Source organism: Streptomyces sp. NPDC092952, assembly GCF_044754785.1.
Lineage (GTDB): Bacteria > Actinomycetota > Actinomycetes > Streptomycetales > Streptomycetaceae > Streptomyces.
The window spans coordinates 19,603-36,205 of sequence record NZ_JBIVPT010000013.1; the positions used below are offsets into that span (position 1 = coordinate 19,603).

13 protein-coding genes and 1 pseudogene are annotated in these 16,603 nt (G+C 72.3%); 7 read left to right on the forward strand and 7 right to left on the reverse strand.

The genetic code is table 11. The annotated features are described in order from the left end of the window. Positions 1–19 precede the first annotated feature (19 nt). Positions 20–1,069, reverse strand: a complete 1,050-nt coding sequence (locus ACIQGQ_RS26445; protein WP_402399758.1) for a S66 peptidase family protein — start codon at positions 1,067–1,069, stop codon at positions 20–22. Between the two features lie 69 nt (positions 1,070–1,138). Beyond that, entirely contained in the window at positions 1,139–1,918 is a 780-nt protein-coding gene (locus ACIQGQ_RS26450; RefSeq protein ID WP_402399761.1) for a crotonase/enoyl-CoA hydratase family protein, read from the reverse strand. Between the two features lie 96 nt (positions 1,919–2,014). Between ACIQGQ_RS26450 and ACIQGQ_RS26455 the strand changes: the two genes are divergently transcribed. Both ACIQGQ_RS26455 and ACIQGQ_RS26460 read left to right on the forward strand, forming a co-directional pair. After that, the gene (locus ACIQGQ_RS26455; protein ID WP_402399764.1) at positions 2,015–2,917 is read left to right on the forward strand and encodes a DUF2510 domain-containing protein; all 903 of its coding nucleotides are present in this window, start codon (positions 2,015–2,017) and stop codon (positions 2,915–2,917) included. Between the two features lie 87 nt (positions 2,918–3,004). Next, on the forward strand, positions 3,005–3,316 hold the full coding sequence (locus tag ACIQGQ_RS26460) for a hypothetical protein (protein WP_402399767.1): 312 nt from the start codon (positions 3,005–3,007) through the stop codon (positions 3,314–3,316). A 68-nt stretch (positions 3,317–3,384) separates the two neighbouring features. On the opposite strand, the gene ACIQGQ_RS26465 is transcribed toward ACIQGQ_RS26460, so the two are convergent. Next, complete coding sequence (locus ACIQGQ_RS26465) at positions 3,385–4,014, reverse strand: class I SAM-dependent methyltransferase (protein WP_402399770.1); 630 nt, start codon at positions 4,012–4,014, stop codon at positions 3,385–3,387. 463 nt (positions 4,015–4,477) lie between these two features. Between ACIQGQ_RS26465 and fusA the strand changes: the two genes are divergently transcribed. Both fusA and ACIQGQ_RS26475 read left to right on the forward strand, forming a co-directional pair. Next, a complete protein-coding gene (gene fusA / locus ACIQGQ_RS26470; RefSeq protein ID WP_402399773.1) occupies positions 4,478–6,556 on the forward strand; it encodes an elongation factor G in 2,079 nt (692 codons plus the stop codon). Positions 6,557–6,895: 339 nt separating this feature from the next. Then, on the forward strand, positions 6,896–7,654 hold the full coding sequence (locus tag ACIQGQ_RS26475) for a PIG-L deacetylase family protein (RefSeq protein WP_402400189.1): 759 nt from the start codon (positions 6,896–6,898) through the stop codon (positions 7,652–7,654). A 112-nt stretch (positions 7,655–7,766) separates the two neighbouring features. Here the strand turns inward: ACIQGQ_RS26475 and ACIQGQ_RS26480 are convergent. The 4 genes and pseudogenes from ACIQGQ_RS26480 to ACIQGQ_RS26495 form a co-directional block, all read right to left on the reverse strand. Continuing rightward, positions 7,767–8,012, reverse strand: a pseudogene (locus ACIQGQ_RS26480) (MerR family DNA-binding protein); the annotation flags it as partial. A 27-nt stretch (positions 8,013–8,039) separates the two neighbouring features. Beyond that, positions 8,040–8,603 (reverse strand): YdeI family protein, encoded by a 564-nt coding sequence (locus ACIQGQ_RS26485; RefSeq protein WP_402399776.1) that lies wholly within the window; start codon positions 8,601–8,603, stop codon positions 8,040–8,042. Positions 8,604–8,950: 347 nt separating this feature from the next. Continuing rightward, a complete protein-coding gene (locus ACIQGQ_RS26490) occupies positions 8,951–10,783 on the reverse strand; it encodes an APC family permease (RefSeq protein ID WP_402400192.1) in 1,833 nt (610 codons plus the stop codon). 426 nt (positions 10,784–11,209) lie between these two features. Further along, positions 11,210–11,365, reverse strand: coding sequence for a DUF6131 family protein (locus tag ACIQGQ_RS26495; RefSeq protein ID WP_366295663.1), 156 nt, complete (start codon positions 11,363–11,365; stop codon positions 11,210–11,212). Between the two features lie 331 nt (positions 11,366–11,696). On the opposite strand from ACIQGQ_RS26495, the gene ACIQGQ_RS26500 reads away from it, so the two are divergent. The 3 genes from ACIQGQ_RS26500 (at position 11,697) to ACIQGQ_RS26510 (ending at position 16,603) form a co-directional block, all read left to right on the forward strand. Further along, on the forward strand, positions 11,697–13,064 hold the full coding sequence (locus ACIQGQ_RS26500; protein ID WP_402399780.1) for a GH1 family beta-glucosidase: 1,368 nt from the start codon (positions 11,697–11,699) through the stop codon (positions 13,062–13,064). A gap of 14 nt (positions 13,065–13,078) precedes the next feature. After that, positions 13,079–14,332, forward strand: a complete 1,254-nt coding sequence (locus tag ACIQGQ_RS26505) for an MFS transporter (RefSeq protein WP_402399783.1) — start codon at positions 13,079–13,081, stop codon at positions 14,330–14,332. Positions 14,333–14,530: 198 nt separating this feature from the next. Beyond that, a complete protein-coding gene (locus ACIQGQ_RS26510) occupies positions 14,531–16,603 on the forward strand; it encodes a discoidin domain-containing protein (RefSeq protein WP_402399786.1) in 2,073 nt (690 codons plus the stop codon).

The window sequence follows — 16,603 nt, forward strand, 5'->3', positions numbered from 1 at the left end:
GGGCGGCCGGGCCCGGCCGTCAGTAGGTGACGACGATGCGGCGCCCCACCCCGTCCACCTCGATCTGCCCGCCGTACGGGATGACCAGCTGCGGGTCGGTGTGGCCGAGGTCGACGTCGAGGACCGCCATGGTGTCCGGGGCGTACTCGGCCAGGGCGCGCAGGACGGCCTCGTGCTGCTCCGCGCGGTACCGCTTCCGTTCCTCGGCGTCCAGCGGCCGCTCGAACGACCAGTCCTTGGCGCGGCCCATGAGGAGGGCGGGGAACTGTGCGAGCAGGCCGCGCTCCCCCATGTTGCGCAGGATCCGGTAGACCTCCACCGCCGGGGGCATCTCCTCGCTCGTCTCCAGGAACAGCACCCGGCCCGCGTAACTCTCCACCGGCCCGATCTCCCGGTCGGCCATCAGCAGCCAGGACACGATCACCACTTCCCCGCCCCAGCTCGCCCCCTTCACGGTCCGGCCCTCGGCGTTGTGCCAGATCCAGCCGTCGCAGGGACGCATCCCGGGTTCGGATTCGAAGGTCTCCGGGTCCTCCCAGCGGCGGTCCGCCGTCTTGGTCTCCTCGGCCGGGGAGAGCTCGAAGGGGCCGCTGGTGAAGAGTGCGGCCCTCAGGGCGCCGGTGGTCAGCGGGTGCATCGCGCCGGGGCGCCCGAACTCGCACATCACCGTTCCGCCGTGGTAGCCGACGATGCCCAGACGGTCGAGGAGGACCAGCAGGTTGGTGTTGTCGCTGTACCCGAAGAAGGGCTTGGGGTTGGCACGCAGCAACTCGCGGTCGAGATAGGGCAGTACGGTGATCTGGTCGTCGCCGCCGATGCTGGAGATCACGGCCTTGATGTCCGGGTCGGCGAAGGCGGCGTGGATGTCGGCGGCCCTCTCCTGCGGGGTCGAGCCCATCTTCCGCGTCACCGGATACTCCACGGGGACGAGCCCGAACTCCTCGCGGAGCCTGCGCAGTCCCAGCTCGTAGGGGCGGGGCAGGATGCCGGGGAGGCCGGAGGACGGGGAGATGACGGCGACACGGTCACCGGGGCGCGGCTTGGCCGGATACGTACGAGTGGTCGACATCCGCCGATCCTAGGAGCCGGGCACGGGACCGTCGCGGCAATATCCGCCGGGCCCGTGCCGCCCGGTCCGTCAGTCGTCGAACGAGCCGTGCCGGCCCGCCCCGTCGCCGAACCGCTCGGCCCCGGCCAGCGTCTCGCCCGCGTCCAGCGGCACCGTCCCGTGCCGGAACTCCGCGGCCAGCGCCTCCCGTTCGTCCAGCCCCCACTGCTCGTACACCGAGAGCCGGTCGTGGCGCAGGCACAGCTGGGGGAAGGCGGCGAGCTCCCGCGCCAGCCGCTCGGCCGCCGCACGTGCCCCGCCGGGCGGGACGATCCGGTTGGCGAGCCCCATGGCGTACGCCTCCGGGGCCGGGACCGGCCGCCCGGTGAGGATCATGTCCATGGCCCGGCTCTCCCCGATCAGCCTCGGCAGCCGTACCGTGCCGCCGTCCACCAGCGGTACGCCCCAGCGGCGGCAGAAGACCCCGAACACCGCGTCCTCCTCGGCCACCCTCAGATCGCACCAGAGCGCCAGCTCCAGGCCGCCCGCCACCGCGTGACCGGAGACGGCCGCGACGACCGGCTTGCCCAGCCGCATCCGGGTGGGCCCCATCGGCCCGTCGCCCCCGGCCCGCACCGTGTTGCCGCGCTCCGTGCCGATGCCCTTCAGGTCGGCGCCCGCGCAGAAGGTCCCGCCCTCGCCCCACAGCACGGCGACGGAGGCGTCCGGGTCGGCGTCGAACTCGCGGAAGGCGTCGGCCAGGAGCTTCGCCGTCGGCCCGTCGACCGCGTTGCGCACCTCGGGCCGGTGCAGGATCACGGTGAGGACGGCGCCGTCGCGCTCGATCCGTACCGGCGGCTGTTCACCCATCGTTCGGTCTCCCCTGAGGACGGTGCGGGCCGGCGGCGAGGGCCGCCGGCCGGACGGATTCATGAGATTCTCACGCAATCGCTCTACGGTGGGGGCGTGACCGAGACAAGCCCGCCCGGCTGGCACCCAGACCCCGGGTACACAGGAATTGGCCCCGTCCACGAACGCTGGTGGGACGGGACCCGGTGGACCGACCACCTCCGGCTGCCGCCCGCCGCGGCCCGGAGCCGCCGGACCCGCGTCGCGCTGGGCGTCACCGCCGCCGTGGTGGCCCTCGCCGCCGTGGCGGGCGGCGCCCTCCTGCTGTCGGACACCTCGGACGGCCGGAACGACCACGCGGACCGGACCCCGTCCAACGCGCCTTCGGACGGTCGCCACCGCGGACCGGGCGGACAGGACGGGCAGGGCGGGCAGGGTGGCGGCGAGGACCGTGGCCAGGAGAAGGGCCTGCCGCAGACCGAGGACGGTTACGCCACGGACCTGATGAGCGGGATCGGCCTGCCGGTGCCCGACGGCTGGCAGGGCACCTCCGGGGTCGGCGGCGCGGGCGTGACCACGGGCGAGTACGCCTGCCCCGGCAAGCCCTCCGAGCAGTGCGTGCGCGGCGGGGTGTTCTCCATGCCCGCGAAGTCGCTGAAGCTCGACACCACGACGGCGAAGGCCACCGCCCTGAAGGACATCACGGCCAATGCCTCGGAGTCGTACGGCGAGGAGATCTACGGAGGTATCACCTCGCACAAGGAGCTGAGGTCCGAGGCGGTCACCGTCGCCGGGGAACAGGGCTATCTGGTGCGCTGGAAGGTGGTGACGAAGAACGGCGACGACGGGTACGTCCAGTCGCTGGCCTTCCCCTCGCCCCGCTCCAAGGAGCTGATGATCGTGGTCCGGTCCGGTTTCGACATCAGCGCCGAGGCACCCGCGCTCTCCGTGATGGACGACATCACGAAGGGGATCAAGGCCGTCTCGGGCAGGGGCTCCGGCCCCGGCACCAACGCGTAGCGGAGCCCGGGTCTGAGTACCCGGGCGGTGCGGTCCTGAGTACCCGGCCCGATCCGCCGCGGCGCGGTCGCCGGTCGAATGGGGGGCATGCTTCCCGACACACCGCCGCACGCCCGCATCCGCCACGTCACCTCGGCCGGCACCACGCTGGCGCTGTCCCTGGCCCCCGTGGTGCTCGGTGTCCTGCTCGCCAAGAGCATGGCCATGGACCCGATGTCGCCGGTGAGCGCCCTGGTCACCCGGGGCGGCCCGGGCGTTCCCCTCTCGCCCGCGCAGTTGCGCGGCTGCGGGAGGCAGGCGCTGCGCGACTGGAGGACGCCGCTGACCGGGACCTCGGAGCGGTGGTGCTCCGCGGCCCGGCGCCCCCTCCGCCGACGGCCCCTGTCGGCCGGGCGCTGAACGGCCGGTCCCGCCGGACGGAGGAACCGGCCCGAAGGGCCTGACGCCCGCCCCGCCCGGGGCCGGTGTCAGGCCCTTCGGCAGTGCAGGAACAACTGGGGCTCGGCCGAGGCGCCTTCGTACTCAGGGGTGAAGATCGTGCTCTGCTCCCAGAGCACCGTGAAACCGGCCCCGGTGACGAGCTCGGTGAACTCCTCCGGGCCGAAGCTCGTGGCCCGCACCCGCTGCCCCATGAAGACGACGTCGACGTCCTCGACGTCCAGCGGCACCGTGGCCACGACCAGGTGGCCGCCGGGCACCAGCAGCCGGGCGAGCTTCCGCAGCAGCCGGGACTGGTCCGCGCGCGCCATCTGGAGCAGCGGGAAGTACGCACAGGCCGCGTCGAAACTCCGCTCCTCCAGAGACAGTCGGAGGATGTCGGCACAGGTGAAGGACGCACCGGGCACATTGCGGGCCGCGATTTCGACCATGACGGGCGACACGTCGACCCCGTGCACCTCGTGACCGGCCTCGGACAGGACCTGCGCGGTCGGCCGCCCCGTACCGCTGCCGACGTCCAGGACCCGGCCGTGCGGCGCGAGGTCGTCCAGCAGCCTGCGGAGCGAGGCGTGGTGGGCGGCGGACCGGCCGAACGCCCGCTCGTAGTCGGCGCCCAACGCGTCGAACACCGTGGCGGCGGGGCCGCTTCCCTCGTCCATCGTTGTGGTTCCTTCCTCTTTCCCCCTGCGGTCCCCCGGATCGTTCCATCATTCACCGGCTCCTTCAACGCCCGTTCAGCGGGCGGGACATGGGCCGGAAAAATCGATTCCTCGCGGGCCCGGCGCCTCACTACACTCACCACACATCGCACGCCGCGGCCATGCCGTGGCGCGCACCGTGACCAGTGAGGGGAGACAGGCCGTGCGTCACCACACCACCGCCGTCGTTCCCCCGTCGCGGTACGAGGTGATCCTGGTGTCCCGGTGCGCCCGGTGCGGGCCGCGCGGCCCGCACCGGATCCCCTGACGGACACCCCGCCCTCCTCGCCGCCGCCCGCCGCCACGGCCGGGCCGCGGCCCGCCGGTGCCACGCACCGGCGCGGGGTCCCGGCCCGATGACGGGCCGCTCCGTCCGGGAATCGCGCACCCTTCCGTTCCGGATCACTCCGAAAGGCCATGGGCCGTGCGTACCGAACTCCACCGTCGCCCCACCAGTCCGCTCACCGCCGTCCGCAACCTGGGCATCCTCGCCCACGTCGACGCGGGCAAGACCACCGTCACCGAGCGGATCCTGTACCTCACCGGCGCCGTCCACAAACGGGGCGAGGTCCACGACGGCACGACCGTCACCGACTTCGACCCGCAGGAACGCGACCGCGGGATCACCATCTTCGCGGCGGCGGTGAGCTGTTCCTGGGACGGGCACCGGATCAACCTGCTCGACACCCCGGGCCATGTCGACTTCTCCGACGAGGTGGAGCGCTCGCTGCGGGTGCTCGACGGGGCCGTCGCGGTGTTCGACGCCGTCGCGGGCGTCGAACCGCAGAGCGAGTCGGTGTGGCGGCAGGCGGACCGGCACGGTGTGGCGAGGATCGCGTTCGTCAACAAGCTGGACCGTGCCGGGGCCGACCTCGACACCGCGGTCGCGTCGATCAGGGACCGGCTGCACACCGTTCCGCTCGCTGTCCAGCTGCCGATCGGGGCCGAGGACGGTTTCACCGGGGTGGTCGACCTGCTGCGCATGCGGGCGCTGGTCTGGGCCGACGGGGCCGACGGCTTCGAGGAGGGCCCGGTGCCGGAGGAGCTGCGTACCGAGGCGCTGCGGCGCAGGAGGCTGCTGGACGAGGCGGTGGCGGAGCTCCATCCGGCGGCGCTGGAGGAGTTCTGCGCGGGGGCGTCGCTCTCCGAGGACACGCTGCGGGGAGCGCTGCGCGATCTGACCCGTACCGGGGAGGCCGTGGTGGTGCTGTGCGGCTCGGCCTACCGCAACCGTGGGATCGAACCGCTGCTGGAGGCGGTCGTGGCCTACCTGCCCTCGCCGCTGGACGTTCCGCCGGTGCGCGGCACGCTGGGCGACGCGGTGCAGGAGCGGGCCGCCGATCCGTCGGCGCCGTTCGCGGCGCTGGTGTTCAAGGTCAACTCGACGGCCACGGGACGGCTGACGTTCCTGCGGGTCTATTCGGGCACGGTCCGGAAGGGGGACACGGTGCTGGAGGCGGCGGTACGGCGCCACGAGCGCATCGGGCGGATCCTGCGGGTGCAGGCGGGGCGGCACACGGACGTGGACACGGCGGTGGCCGGGGACATCGTCGCGGTGATCGGGCTCAAGGCGGCCCGTGCCGGGGCCACGCTCTGCGCGCCTTCGGCCCCGCTGGTGCTCGAACCGCCCTCCGCCGCCGCCCCGGTGGTCTCGGTGGCGGTCGAGGCTCGGCGGAGCACCGACACCGAACGGCTGGTGACGGCGCTGGCGCGGATCGTCGAGGAGGACCCCTCGCTGACGGTCCGGACCGACCCCGAGACCGGTCAGACGGTGCTGTCGGGGATGGGCGAACTGCATCTGGAGGTCGCGGTGGAGAAGATCCGGCGCGCGCACGAGCTGGAGATCGGCGTCGGCCGGCCGCAGGTGGCGTACCGGGAGACGGTGGCCCGCGGGGTGTCGGGGTTGGTGTACCGGCATGTGAAGCAGGACGGCGGGGCGGGTCAGTTCGCCCATGTCGTCCTCGACGTCGAGCCGTTGGAGGCCGGGGACGGGGACGGCGGCGAGGCCGGTTTCGTGTTCCGGTCGACGGTCGTCGGCGGCCGGGTGCCGCAGGAGTACGTCCGGGCGGTGGCGGCCGGCTGCCGGGACGCGCTGGCCGAGGGCCCCCTCGGCGGGCATCCGGTGACCGGGGTGCGGGTCACGCTGACCGACGGGGCGACCCACTCCAAGGACTCCTCGGAGATGGCGTTCCGCACGGCCGGCCGGTTCGGGCTCCGCGAGGCGCTGCGGGCGAGCGCGATGGTGCTGCTGGAGCCGGTGGCGGAGGTCACCGTGACGGTGCCCGACGACGCCGTGGGCGGGGTGCTCGGCGATCTGGCGGCCCGGCGCGGCCGGGTCTCCGGCCAGGCCGCCCGTTCGGGCACGGCGGTGCTCACGGCGACCGTGCCGCTGGCGGAGCTGTTCGGCTACGCGACCCGGCTGCGCAGCCGGACCCAGGGGCGCGGCACCTTCACCTCCCGCCCCACCGGCTACGCCCCGGCCCCGGTGGCACCGGGCCGGTAGCCGGCGGCCGGGCCGGTCCCTCCCGTACGCGGGCGGGACCGGCCCGGTCCGGGTAGCTGTCCGCACTCCGTCCCCGGGGACGTCGGCCCGGGGGCGGGCGGGCAGTCCCCCGGACGAACGGATGCGCCCGGTCACCGCCGCGACCCCGGCTTCCTCCCCGTGACGATGCGAACCGCCCCGCACGTCCTGCCCGCCTCGAAGCCGTTGCGCGACCGGGTCCGGCACGTTCTCCAGACATGTCGTCCGCCGGCGGCGGCACCGTCCCGCGCCCCGGCCGGTCGCCGTGGTCCGAACCGTTCCGAAACGAGGGAGCCCCCAGTGGCACCACCGTCCACCGCCATGCCGTCGCTGCTCGGTGTGTTCGGCCACCCCGACGACGAGAGCCTCCTCGCCGGTGGCGTGCTCGCCCAGCACGCCGCCGGACACGCGCGCACCGGGGTGGTCACCTTGACCTGGAGCCCCGACAGCCCGCGCGCCGCCGAACTCGCCGACGCACTGCGCCTGCTCGGCGCGGGCCCGCCCCGGATGCTCGGGTACGGTGACGCCCGCAACCCGCGCGCGGCTCCCGGCCGGCCCCGGCTCGTCGACGCGCCGCTGGACGAGGTGGTCTCCGCCCTGGTGCGCCGGATCCGGTCGTTCCGTCCCGATGTCGTGGTGACGCACGATGCCGTGGGCCAGCTGACCGGTCACCCGGACCACCGCCGCACCCATCAGGCCGCGCTCCTCGCCGTCCACGAAGCGGGGATCGCACGACTGCATCCGGAGGCCGGTGAGCCCTGGCGGCCGGGCGCCCTGTACTGCGCCACGCACCCGGAGTCGGGGGCCGACGGCCTGGGGCCGCTGCTGGAGAGCGTCGGCAAGCAGGTGCTCACGGTCCCGGACGCGTACGCCACCACTGCGGTCGATGTCACTCCCTGGCTGGAGCGGAAGTGGTCAGCGATCCTCGCCCATCGCGGGGAGGTCGCGCGTGAACGTCCGCTGCCCGGACTCCTCGCCCGGCTGCCGGAGGAGGCCCGTCGCGCCGCCCTCGCGACCGAGTACTTCACCCGGCTCACCCCGGGCCCCGTCCCCGGCGCACCGCATCGGCTCACCCCCTGACAGCGACCGTCCGGTCCGGCCTCCCGGGACTCCAGCGTTTCAAAATGCGGGCGCGTGTTGCCACTTCTCATCGACAGAGCCAGGTAGTTGCATGGCCGCCGAGCATGTGCGGTCAGGGTGCCACGTCCGTGGTGTCGAGCAGTACGCACTGATCGAATTTCATGCAGCCGCACTCCAGGCAGTCCGCAACTGCCTGCCGCAGGGCCTGGGTCTGCGCGATGTGACGATCGAGTTCGGGCAGCTTGCGCGTAGCCATGTCCCGCCGCTGACGGGTTGCGGATGGCGTGGTGTCTTCGGCCAGCAGTCGCGTGATCTCGGCGAGGGTGAAGCCCGCCCGCTGCGCCATCCTGATCAGGGCGAGCCGGCGGACGGTTGTGGCGGGCCCTCAGGTTCCAGGTCGCCGGAACGGCTTGAGCCGCACCCCCTCCAGGCTGTCGGCGATCAGCCGGTCCAACCGCCGCTCCCGAGTCTCGTCCCGCTTGGCACTGGTCACATGGTGGATGGCCGACTTGCGGTAGGACGGCGCCTGCCCGCTGAACCACTCCCACGCCCGCGGTTCCGCCTGGAAGCGAGCCAGCTGCGCCGCCTCGAACTCCAGGACCGGTTTCTCCTCGCGATCCCGGTCACGGGCTTCGAACACCGCGGTGCCGGCCGGCCGCATGAGCCCCTGCGCGGTCAGCTCCTCGATCTTGCGGAGGTTGACCAGGCTCCAGTTGCTGCGCGGTCTGCGCGGAGTGAACCGGATCGTCCAGGAGAAGTCGTCGATCGGGCTCTGCCGGCCGTCGATCCAGCCGTAGCACAGGGCCTGGTCGACCGCCTCCGACCAGCTCAGCGTGGGCTTGCCCGCTCCCTTCCTCCACATGCCCACCCGGCATTCGGAGGCAGTCGCGTGGTGCTCCTCCAGCCAGTCCCGGAACTCTCCAGGACTTGAGAAGAAGATTGGCTCCATGCGCGGTGCTCCCGTCGGTCGTCTCGTCGGTTCCATTGAACCTGTCGGGTACGACAGTCCGAGAGTTTCACCGCGCCGCCCGGGCTCCGTACCGGGGTGCCGTCACCATGACGGGCAGGCAACCACAGGAGCCGAGCGGGGACGGATCGGCCGCAGGCCGCCACCACACGACCTGAATGCCGGCGTGGGCATCCCGGTGCGCCGGCTGAACGTGCCACACCTCTTCGGCGTAGCGCGACATCCGGGAGGCGGGAGTGCCGATGCGAACCGGCCGGTTTCGCAGCACGAGCAGAACATGTCATCGGCGGGCCAAGGAACGTCCTCGCCCAGGGCAGGGGCAGCGCCGCTCAGTGGGGCAGGTGGAACGGGACCGTGGTGATGACGATCTTCGGCAGGTGGCGCAGGGCACGGCGCAGGCGGGCGGCGGTGCGGCTGTGGAGGAGCTGGTGCCGCCGGTGCCGGGTGACGATCTCGGGGAGGATCACCGTCAGGGTCAGGTCGGGGTTGAGGCGGTGGAGGGTCTCGATGTAGTTCACCAGGGGCGCGACGACGGCGCGGTAGGGCGAGAGGACGGTCTGCAGGGGAAGGTGGTCGCCCCACAGCTCCCAGTAGGCGCGGAAGCGCCGCTCCTCGTCCTCCGTGGTGCTGATGTGGACGGCGAGGGCGGGCTGCCCGAGGGAGGCGGCGTACGCGAGGGTCCGCATGGCGGCGAGGTCGAGGGTGGCGACGGCGACCACCGACAGATGGCGGATCTCCCCGGGCGTCTCCTCGGTCTCGCGGTCGGCCGGGGCCCGCTCCGTCCGGGCGGCCGGGGCCAGCGGGCCGGCACCGGTGCGGGCGGGGAGTTCGGCGGCGTGGGGCCGCAGGCGCAGGGTCTCCCGCGCGGCCGTGTAGTGGCGCTTGATCCCGGTGGTGACGAGCAGGAAGAGGGCGATGGCGATGAGCGCGACCCAGGCGCCCGAGGTGAACTTGCTGATCCCGGCGGTCAGCAGGACCAGCCCGGACAGGACGGCGCCGGTGGCGTTGAAGACGAGGCTCTTGCGCCAGTGCGCGTCGCGCAGCCGCCACCAGCGCACGACCATTCCGGTCTGGGAGAGCGTGAAGGCGAGGAACACCCCGACTGCGTAGAGCGGGATGAGGGCGTTGGTCTGCCCCTCGAACGCGACGTACACCAGGGCGGCGGCCAGGGACAGCAGTACGATTCCGCCGCTGTACGCGAGCCGGTCCCCGAGCCTCAGGAACGTCTTGGGCGCGTAGTCGTCGCGGGCCAGCAACGACAGGACCCGGGGAAAGTCGTTGTACGCGGTGTTGGCGGCGAGCAGGAGCACGGCCGCGGTGGCCGCCTGGACGTACACGTAGAGCCATCCCCGCCCGAAGGAGAGGTGGGCGAGCTGGGAGAGGACGGTCTCCCGGGAGCCGGGAACGACTCCGGTGAGGTGGATCAGTGCGACGATGCCGACGAACATCGCGATCAGCAGCCCGACCATCCAGCTGAGGGTGGTGCGGGCGTTGCGCCACTCCACCGGCCGGAAGGCGGGAACGGCGTTGGAGATCGCCTCGATTCCCGTCATGGCCGTCGCCCCCGAGGAGAAGGCCCGGGAGATCAGCAGCAGCCCGACGGTCTCCGTGACGGGCACGTGGGGCGCGGGCACCGGCTGGAAGCCGTCGCGCGCCGAGTCGACGAGCCCGGCCGCGACCAGGGCGAACATGGCGACGACGAACGCGTAGGTGGGGGCGGCGAACAGGGCGCCCGCCTGCCGGATGCCCCGCAGGTTCCCGGCCAGGAGCACCACGATCACCAGCACGCCCAGCGGCACCGTCCACGGGGTCAGCCCAGGCAGCGCCGAGGTGATGGCCGCGACCCCGGACGCGATCGACACCGCGACGGTCAGGACGTAGTCCGTCATCAGCCCGGCCGCCGCCACCAGCCCCGCGACCGGCCCCAGGTTGTCCCCCGCCACGATGTACGAGCCCCCGCCGTGCGGATAGGCCCGGATCGTCTGACGGTACGACACCCCCACCGCCAGCATCAGGAAGACGATCACCCCGGCGACCGGCAGGGAGTGGGCCAGCCCCGCCGCGCCCGCCAGCACCAGGACCGTGAGCATGGCCTCCGGCCCGTAGGCGACCGACGACAGCGCGTCCGCCGACAGCACGGGCAGCGCCACCAGCTTCCGCATCCGCTCCGTGACGAAGGCCGAACTCGCCAGCGGCGCCCCGACCAGCACCCTGCGGATCCACGGCCCCGCCTCCGCCCGCTCCTGGGCGGCCCGCGCCCGCAGCGGCGAGAGCGGCACCAGCCGCCCGAACCATGCCGATTCGGCCTCCGCCGACCTCGGGAACGCGCCCACGTCCGGTTCCGCCGGAAGGGCCCGCCGCCACACCTCGGGCGGTGCCGACACCCGTCCCCATGCCCTGCCCACCCGGCGCAGCGCCCGGACCTGTTCCTCGCTCAGGCCGGGCAGTACGGCGGTCGGGCCGGGAGGTCCGGCCTCACTGCCACCGGTATGCCCTTCGTGCCTGTTCGTTCCTGTCACCCGGCAAGCCTGGTGCAGCGGTCCCGCCCGGTACGGGAACGACACCGCCGGACCGCGGGCGGCGGCCGGTCACCAGTAGTGCCGGTGTCCCGCGACCGCATGCCCCATTCCGCCGAGGATCCACAGGACCAGGCCGATGACGGCAAGGACGATCCCGATGGTCCACAGGATGGAGATACCGGTGACGAATCCGATGACGAGCAGAATGACTCCGAGAATGATCACAACACACTCCCTTCTCGTGTGTCCTCCTCTTCCACCTTGTCCCTCCTGGCCCTTCGCGGCAAATGCCTGGAATTTTCCGGCCGCTCGTTCCGCGTGGGCGCTCACACCGCTTCCCGGCCTCCGCAGCCCGGTCCGCCGGAGGGGCATCCCGTCCCGGTCCCGTCGACCCATAGAACATGAACGTGCGTTCATGTTACGGTGCGGCCCACCTCGGGCGGCGTGCCCCGGCCACGGAACGCCGCCCCCGGGCCGCCGGTCGGCAGAGTTCCGGAGCCATGCGCGGACGGCCGGATCCGGACGGCCCGCACCTCACCCACGAAGGCAGGCGCCAGTGACGACGAGTTCCATCGATGCCACCCGCTCCCCCCGGCTCCCGGCCGGCTTCGTCTGGGGCGCGTCGACCGCCGCGTACCAGATCGAGGGCGCGGCCGAGGCGGACGGCAAGGGGGCATCCATCTGGGACACCTTCGTGCGGCGCCCCGGGGCCGTGCGCGACGGTCACACCGGTGACATCGCCTGCGACCACCACCGCAGGTTCGAGGAGGACGTCGCGCTGATGCGCCGCCTCGGGCTCGACGCCTACCGGTTCTCCCTCTCCTGGCCCCGGGTGCTGCCGGCCGGCGCGGGCCGGGTCGAACCGCGCGGACTGGACTTCTACGACCGCCTGGTCGACTCCCTGCTCGACGCCGGGATCGAGCCCACGCCCACCCTGTTCCACTGGGACCTGCCGCAGGCCCTGGAGGACGGGGGCGGGTGGCTGAACCGCGAGACCGCCCACCGGTTCGCCGAGTACGCGACCGTGGTCGCCGAGCGGCTGGGCGACCGCGTCACGCGGTGGATCACCCTGAACGAGCCCTTCGTCCACATGTCCTTCGGCTACGGCTTCGGCGTCCACGCCCCCGGCCACGCGCTGATGCTGGACGCGCTGCCCGTGGCACACCACCAGCTGCTCGGCCACGGCCTCGCGACCGCGGCGCTGCGGGCCGCCGTCCCGAACGCCCAGGTGCTGATCGCCAACAACTGCACCCCCGTCCGGCTGCGCCCCGACGCCCGGCGCGACGAGGACGCGGCAGCCGCGCACGCCTACGACGTTCTGCACAACCGCCTCTTCAACGACCCGATCCTGTCGGGGAGTTATCCGGACCTCTCGGCCTACGGCATGACCGACAGCAGCTGGGGAGGCGTGGTGCGCGAGGGCGACCTCGCCACGATCTCCGCCCCGCTGGACGGGCTGGGCGTCAACTACTACAACCCCACCTGGGTGACCGCCCCCGCCGATCCCGCCGCCGCGCTCCCCTTCGACCTGGCCGAACCCGTGGAGCCGTACGAGCGGACCACGTTCGACTGGCCGGTGGTCCCCGACGGACTCACGGAGCTGCTCACCGGCCTCCAGGACCGCTACGGCGACCGCCTTCCGCCGGTGTGGATCACCGAGAACGGCTGCTCCCAGCCGGCCGGGCTGCACGACCGGGCGCGCATCGACTACCTCGCCGGGCACATCGCCGCGATCGCCCGCGCCGTCGACCTCGGGGTTGACGTACGCGGCTACTTCACCTGGTCACTGCTCGACAACTTCGAGTGGGCCGAGGGCTACCACCAGCGCTTCGGCCTGGTCGAGGTCGACTTCGCCACCGGTCGCCGCACCCCCCGGGACAGCTTCGGGTGGTACCGCGACCTGATTGCCTCCCAGCGGTCCTGAGCGACGGAGTCGCCATGTCCCACGCCTCCGCGGCGGACGCCGCCGTCTTCGCCGAGCCCACCACCCCGGTCAAGGCCGGCTGGACGGCGAACCTCTCGCTGGCCACGCTCGCCGTCTTCATGGCGTTCATGACGCCCATCCAGATCCTGCTGCCCCTTCAGCTGGAACACATCGACCCACAGGGCAAGAACGGCGCGCTCTCCCTGGTCACCGGCCTCGGTGCGCTCGTGGCCGTCCTGGCCAACCCGCTCGCCGGGGCGTGGTCGGACCGCACCACCGGCCGGTTCGGCCGCCGCCGGCCCTGGATCCTCGGCGGCGGCCTCGCCGGGGCGGCGGGGCTGGCGTTCACCGCCACCCAGCAGACCGTGGCCGGGGTCGCCGTCGGCTGGTGCCTCGCGCAGGCGGGCCTGAACGCGATGCTGGCCGGGGTCACCACCCCGATCGCCGACCGCGTGCCGCTCACCCAGCGCGCCCAGGTGTCCGGGTGGACCGGCCTCATGCAGTCCTTCGGCCTCGTCCTCGGCGCGCTGCTCACCACGCAGCTGATCACCGGCGTCCGCTCCGGCTACGGCATGCTCGCCGTGCTCACCGTCGCGCTCGCCCTCCCCTTCGTACTGCGCCACTCCGAGCCGCCCCTGCCCCGGGAGCTGCGCCCGGCGCTCGACGCCCGCGCCTTCGTCCGCTCGCTCTGGGTGAGCCCCCGGGAACACCCGGACTTCGGCTGGGCCTGGCTCACCCGCTTCCTGATCAACCTCGGCAACGCCCTCGGCACCCTCTACCTGTTCTACTTCCTCGCCGACGCGGTCCACTACGGCGATCCCGGCACCGGGGTGCTGATCCTCACGGTGGTCTACACCCTCTGCGCCGCGCTCACGGCCGTCCCCGCCGGCGCCCTGTCCGACCGCGTCGGGCGCCGCAAGGTGTTCGTCGTCCTGTGCTCACTGGTCATGGCCGTGGCGGCGGTGCTGCTCGCCCTGTTCCACACCTGGCCCGCCGCCCTCGCCGCCGCGGCCGTCCTCGGCGCGGGCTACGGCGTCTACCTCGCCGTCGACCAGGCCCTGGTCACGCAGGTCCTGCCCGACGCCGCCGACCGCGCCAAGGACCTCGGCGTCATCAACATCGCCAACTCGGGCCCGCAGGTCCTCGCCCCCGCCCTCGCCGCACCGGTCATCGCCCACCTCGGCGGCTACACCGGCCTCTACACCGCCACCGCCCTCGTCACCCTCATCGGCGGCCTCCTGGTCCACCGGATCCGCGGCGTGGCCTGACGGAGGCCGCGGGGCCGCAGCCATCCACACAGGCCGTCAGCATGTGACTGACCATCAACTCACTACCGTTCAGCGCGAGTTGGAGAAAGATGAGAAATTCTCATCTTTCTCGACCCGAACCGTTGACTCCGCCGACCGTGGTCGCGATTCTGAAAAACCCGCCAGTAACTTGAATGCACATGTCAATCAAGGTGAGTGATGACCATGGTTCGACCCCCACGCCGCAGACTCGGTTCCCTCACGGTGGTGTCACTGCTCCTCGCCGTGATGGCGCTGGTGCTCGGCCCGCTGCCCAGCTCCGCGGCGGAGTCCGACCCGGGCTGGTGGAATCCGACCGCGCGGCCCGCGCCCGACTCCCGGATCGACGTGACGGGCGAGCCCTTCAAGGGCACCGACGCCCAGGGCCGCGTACGGGGCTTCGTCGACGCCCATGACCACATCATGTCCAACGAGGGCTTCGGCGGCCGGCTGATCTGCGGCAAGCCGTTCTCCGAACAGGGCGTCGCCGACGCGCTCAAGGACTGCCCCGAGCACTACCCCGACGGCTCGCTCGCCGTCTTCGACATGATCACCAAGGGCGGCGACGGCAAGCACGACCCCGACGGGTGGCCCACCTTCAAGGACTGGCCCGCCCACGACTCGCTGACCCATCAGCAGAACTACTACGCCTGGATCGAGCGGGCCTGGCGCGGCGGCCAGCGGGTGCTGGTGAACAACCTGGTCACCAACGGTGTGATCTGCTCGGTCTACTTCTTCAAGGACCGCGGCTGCGACGAAATGGCCGCCATCCGCCTCGAAGCGAAGAAGACGTACGACATGCAGACCTTCATCGACTCGATGTACGGCGGGCCCGGCAAGGGCTGGTTCCGGATCGTCACCAGCAGCACGCAGGCCCGCCAGGTCGTCGAGCAGGGCAAGCTGGCCGTCGTCATGGGCGTCGAGACCTCGGAACCGTTCGGCTGCAAGCAGATCCTGGACGTCGCGCAGTGCAGCGAGCAGGACATCGACCGCGGCCTGGACGAGCTGCGCGGGCTGGGCGTGAGCAGCATGTTCCTGTGCCACAAGTTCGACAACGCCCTGTGCGGGGTGCGTTTCGACTCCGGCGCGCTCGGAACGGCGATCAACGTGGGCCAGTTCCTGTCGACCGGCACGTTCTGGAAGACGGAGGACTGCCGCGGTCCGCAGCACGACAACCCCATCGGCAACGCGACGGCGGCGGAGGCGGAGAGCCGGCTGCCCAAGGGGGTGGCAGTCCCGTCGTACGCCTCGGGCGCGCAGTGCAACACCCGCGGGCTGACCGATCTGGGCGCTTACGCCGTACGCGGCATGATGAAGCGTCACATGATGCTGGAACTCGACCACATGAGCGTCAAGGCCGCCGGTCAGGCCTTCGACATCCTCGAATCCGAGGCGTACCCCGGCGCCATCTCCTCGCACAGCTGGATGGACCTGGGCTGGACCGAGCGCCTCTACAAGCTGGGCGGGTTCGCCGCGCAGTACATGGGCGGCTCCGAGGGCTTCAGCGCGGAGGCCCGTCGCACCGAGGCGCTGCGCGAGAAGTACCAGGTCGGCTACGGCTTCGGTACCGACATGAACGGTGTGGGCGGCTGGCCGGCCCCGCGGGGCGCCGACACGCCGAACCCGGTGAAGTACCCGTTCCGCAGCACCGACGGCGGCTCGGTGATCGACAAGCAGACCACCGGCGACCGCACCTGGGACTTCAACACCGACGGCGGCGCCCACTACGGCATGGTCCCGGACTGGATCGAGGACATCCGGATCGTCGGCGGCCAGAAGGTCGTGGACGACCTCTTCCAGGGGGCCGAGTCCTACCTGCGCACCTGGGGCAGCACCGAGAAGCACGCGTCCGGAGCCGATCTTGCCTCGGGTGCGGCCGTCTCGGCGTCCACGACCCAGTGGTGGAACCCGTTCGTCGACTTCGCCGCGGGGAAGGCCGTGGACGGGGACAGGTCCACCCGCTGGGCCAGCGAGTGGAAGGACGACCAGTGGCTGAGGATCGACCTCGGCGCGGTGAAGCCGGTCAAGCGCGTCACCCTCGACTGGGAGGCGGCGTACGCGAAGGCGTACCGCGTCGAACTGTCCCAGGACGGTGAGGACTGGCGGGCGGTCTGGTCGACCACCACCGGTGACGGCGGCCTGGACACGGCGTGGTTCGCCCGGACCCCGGCACGCTATGTGCGGATCCAGTGCGTGGAGCGCGGCACCGACTGGGGCATCTCGCTGAAGGAGGTCGGGGTCCACAGCGACTGA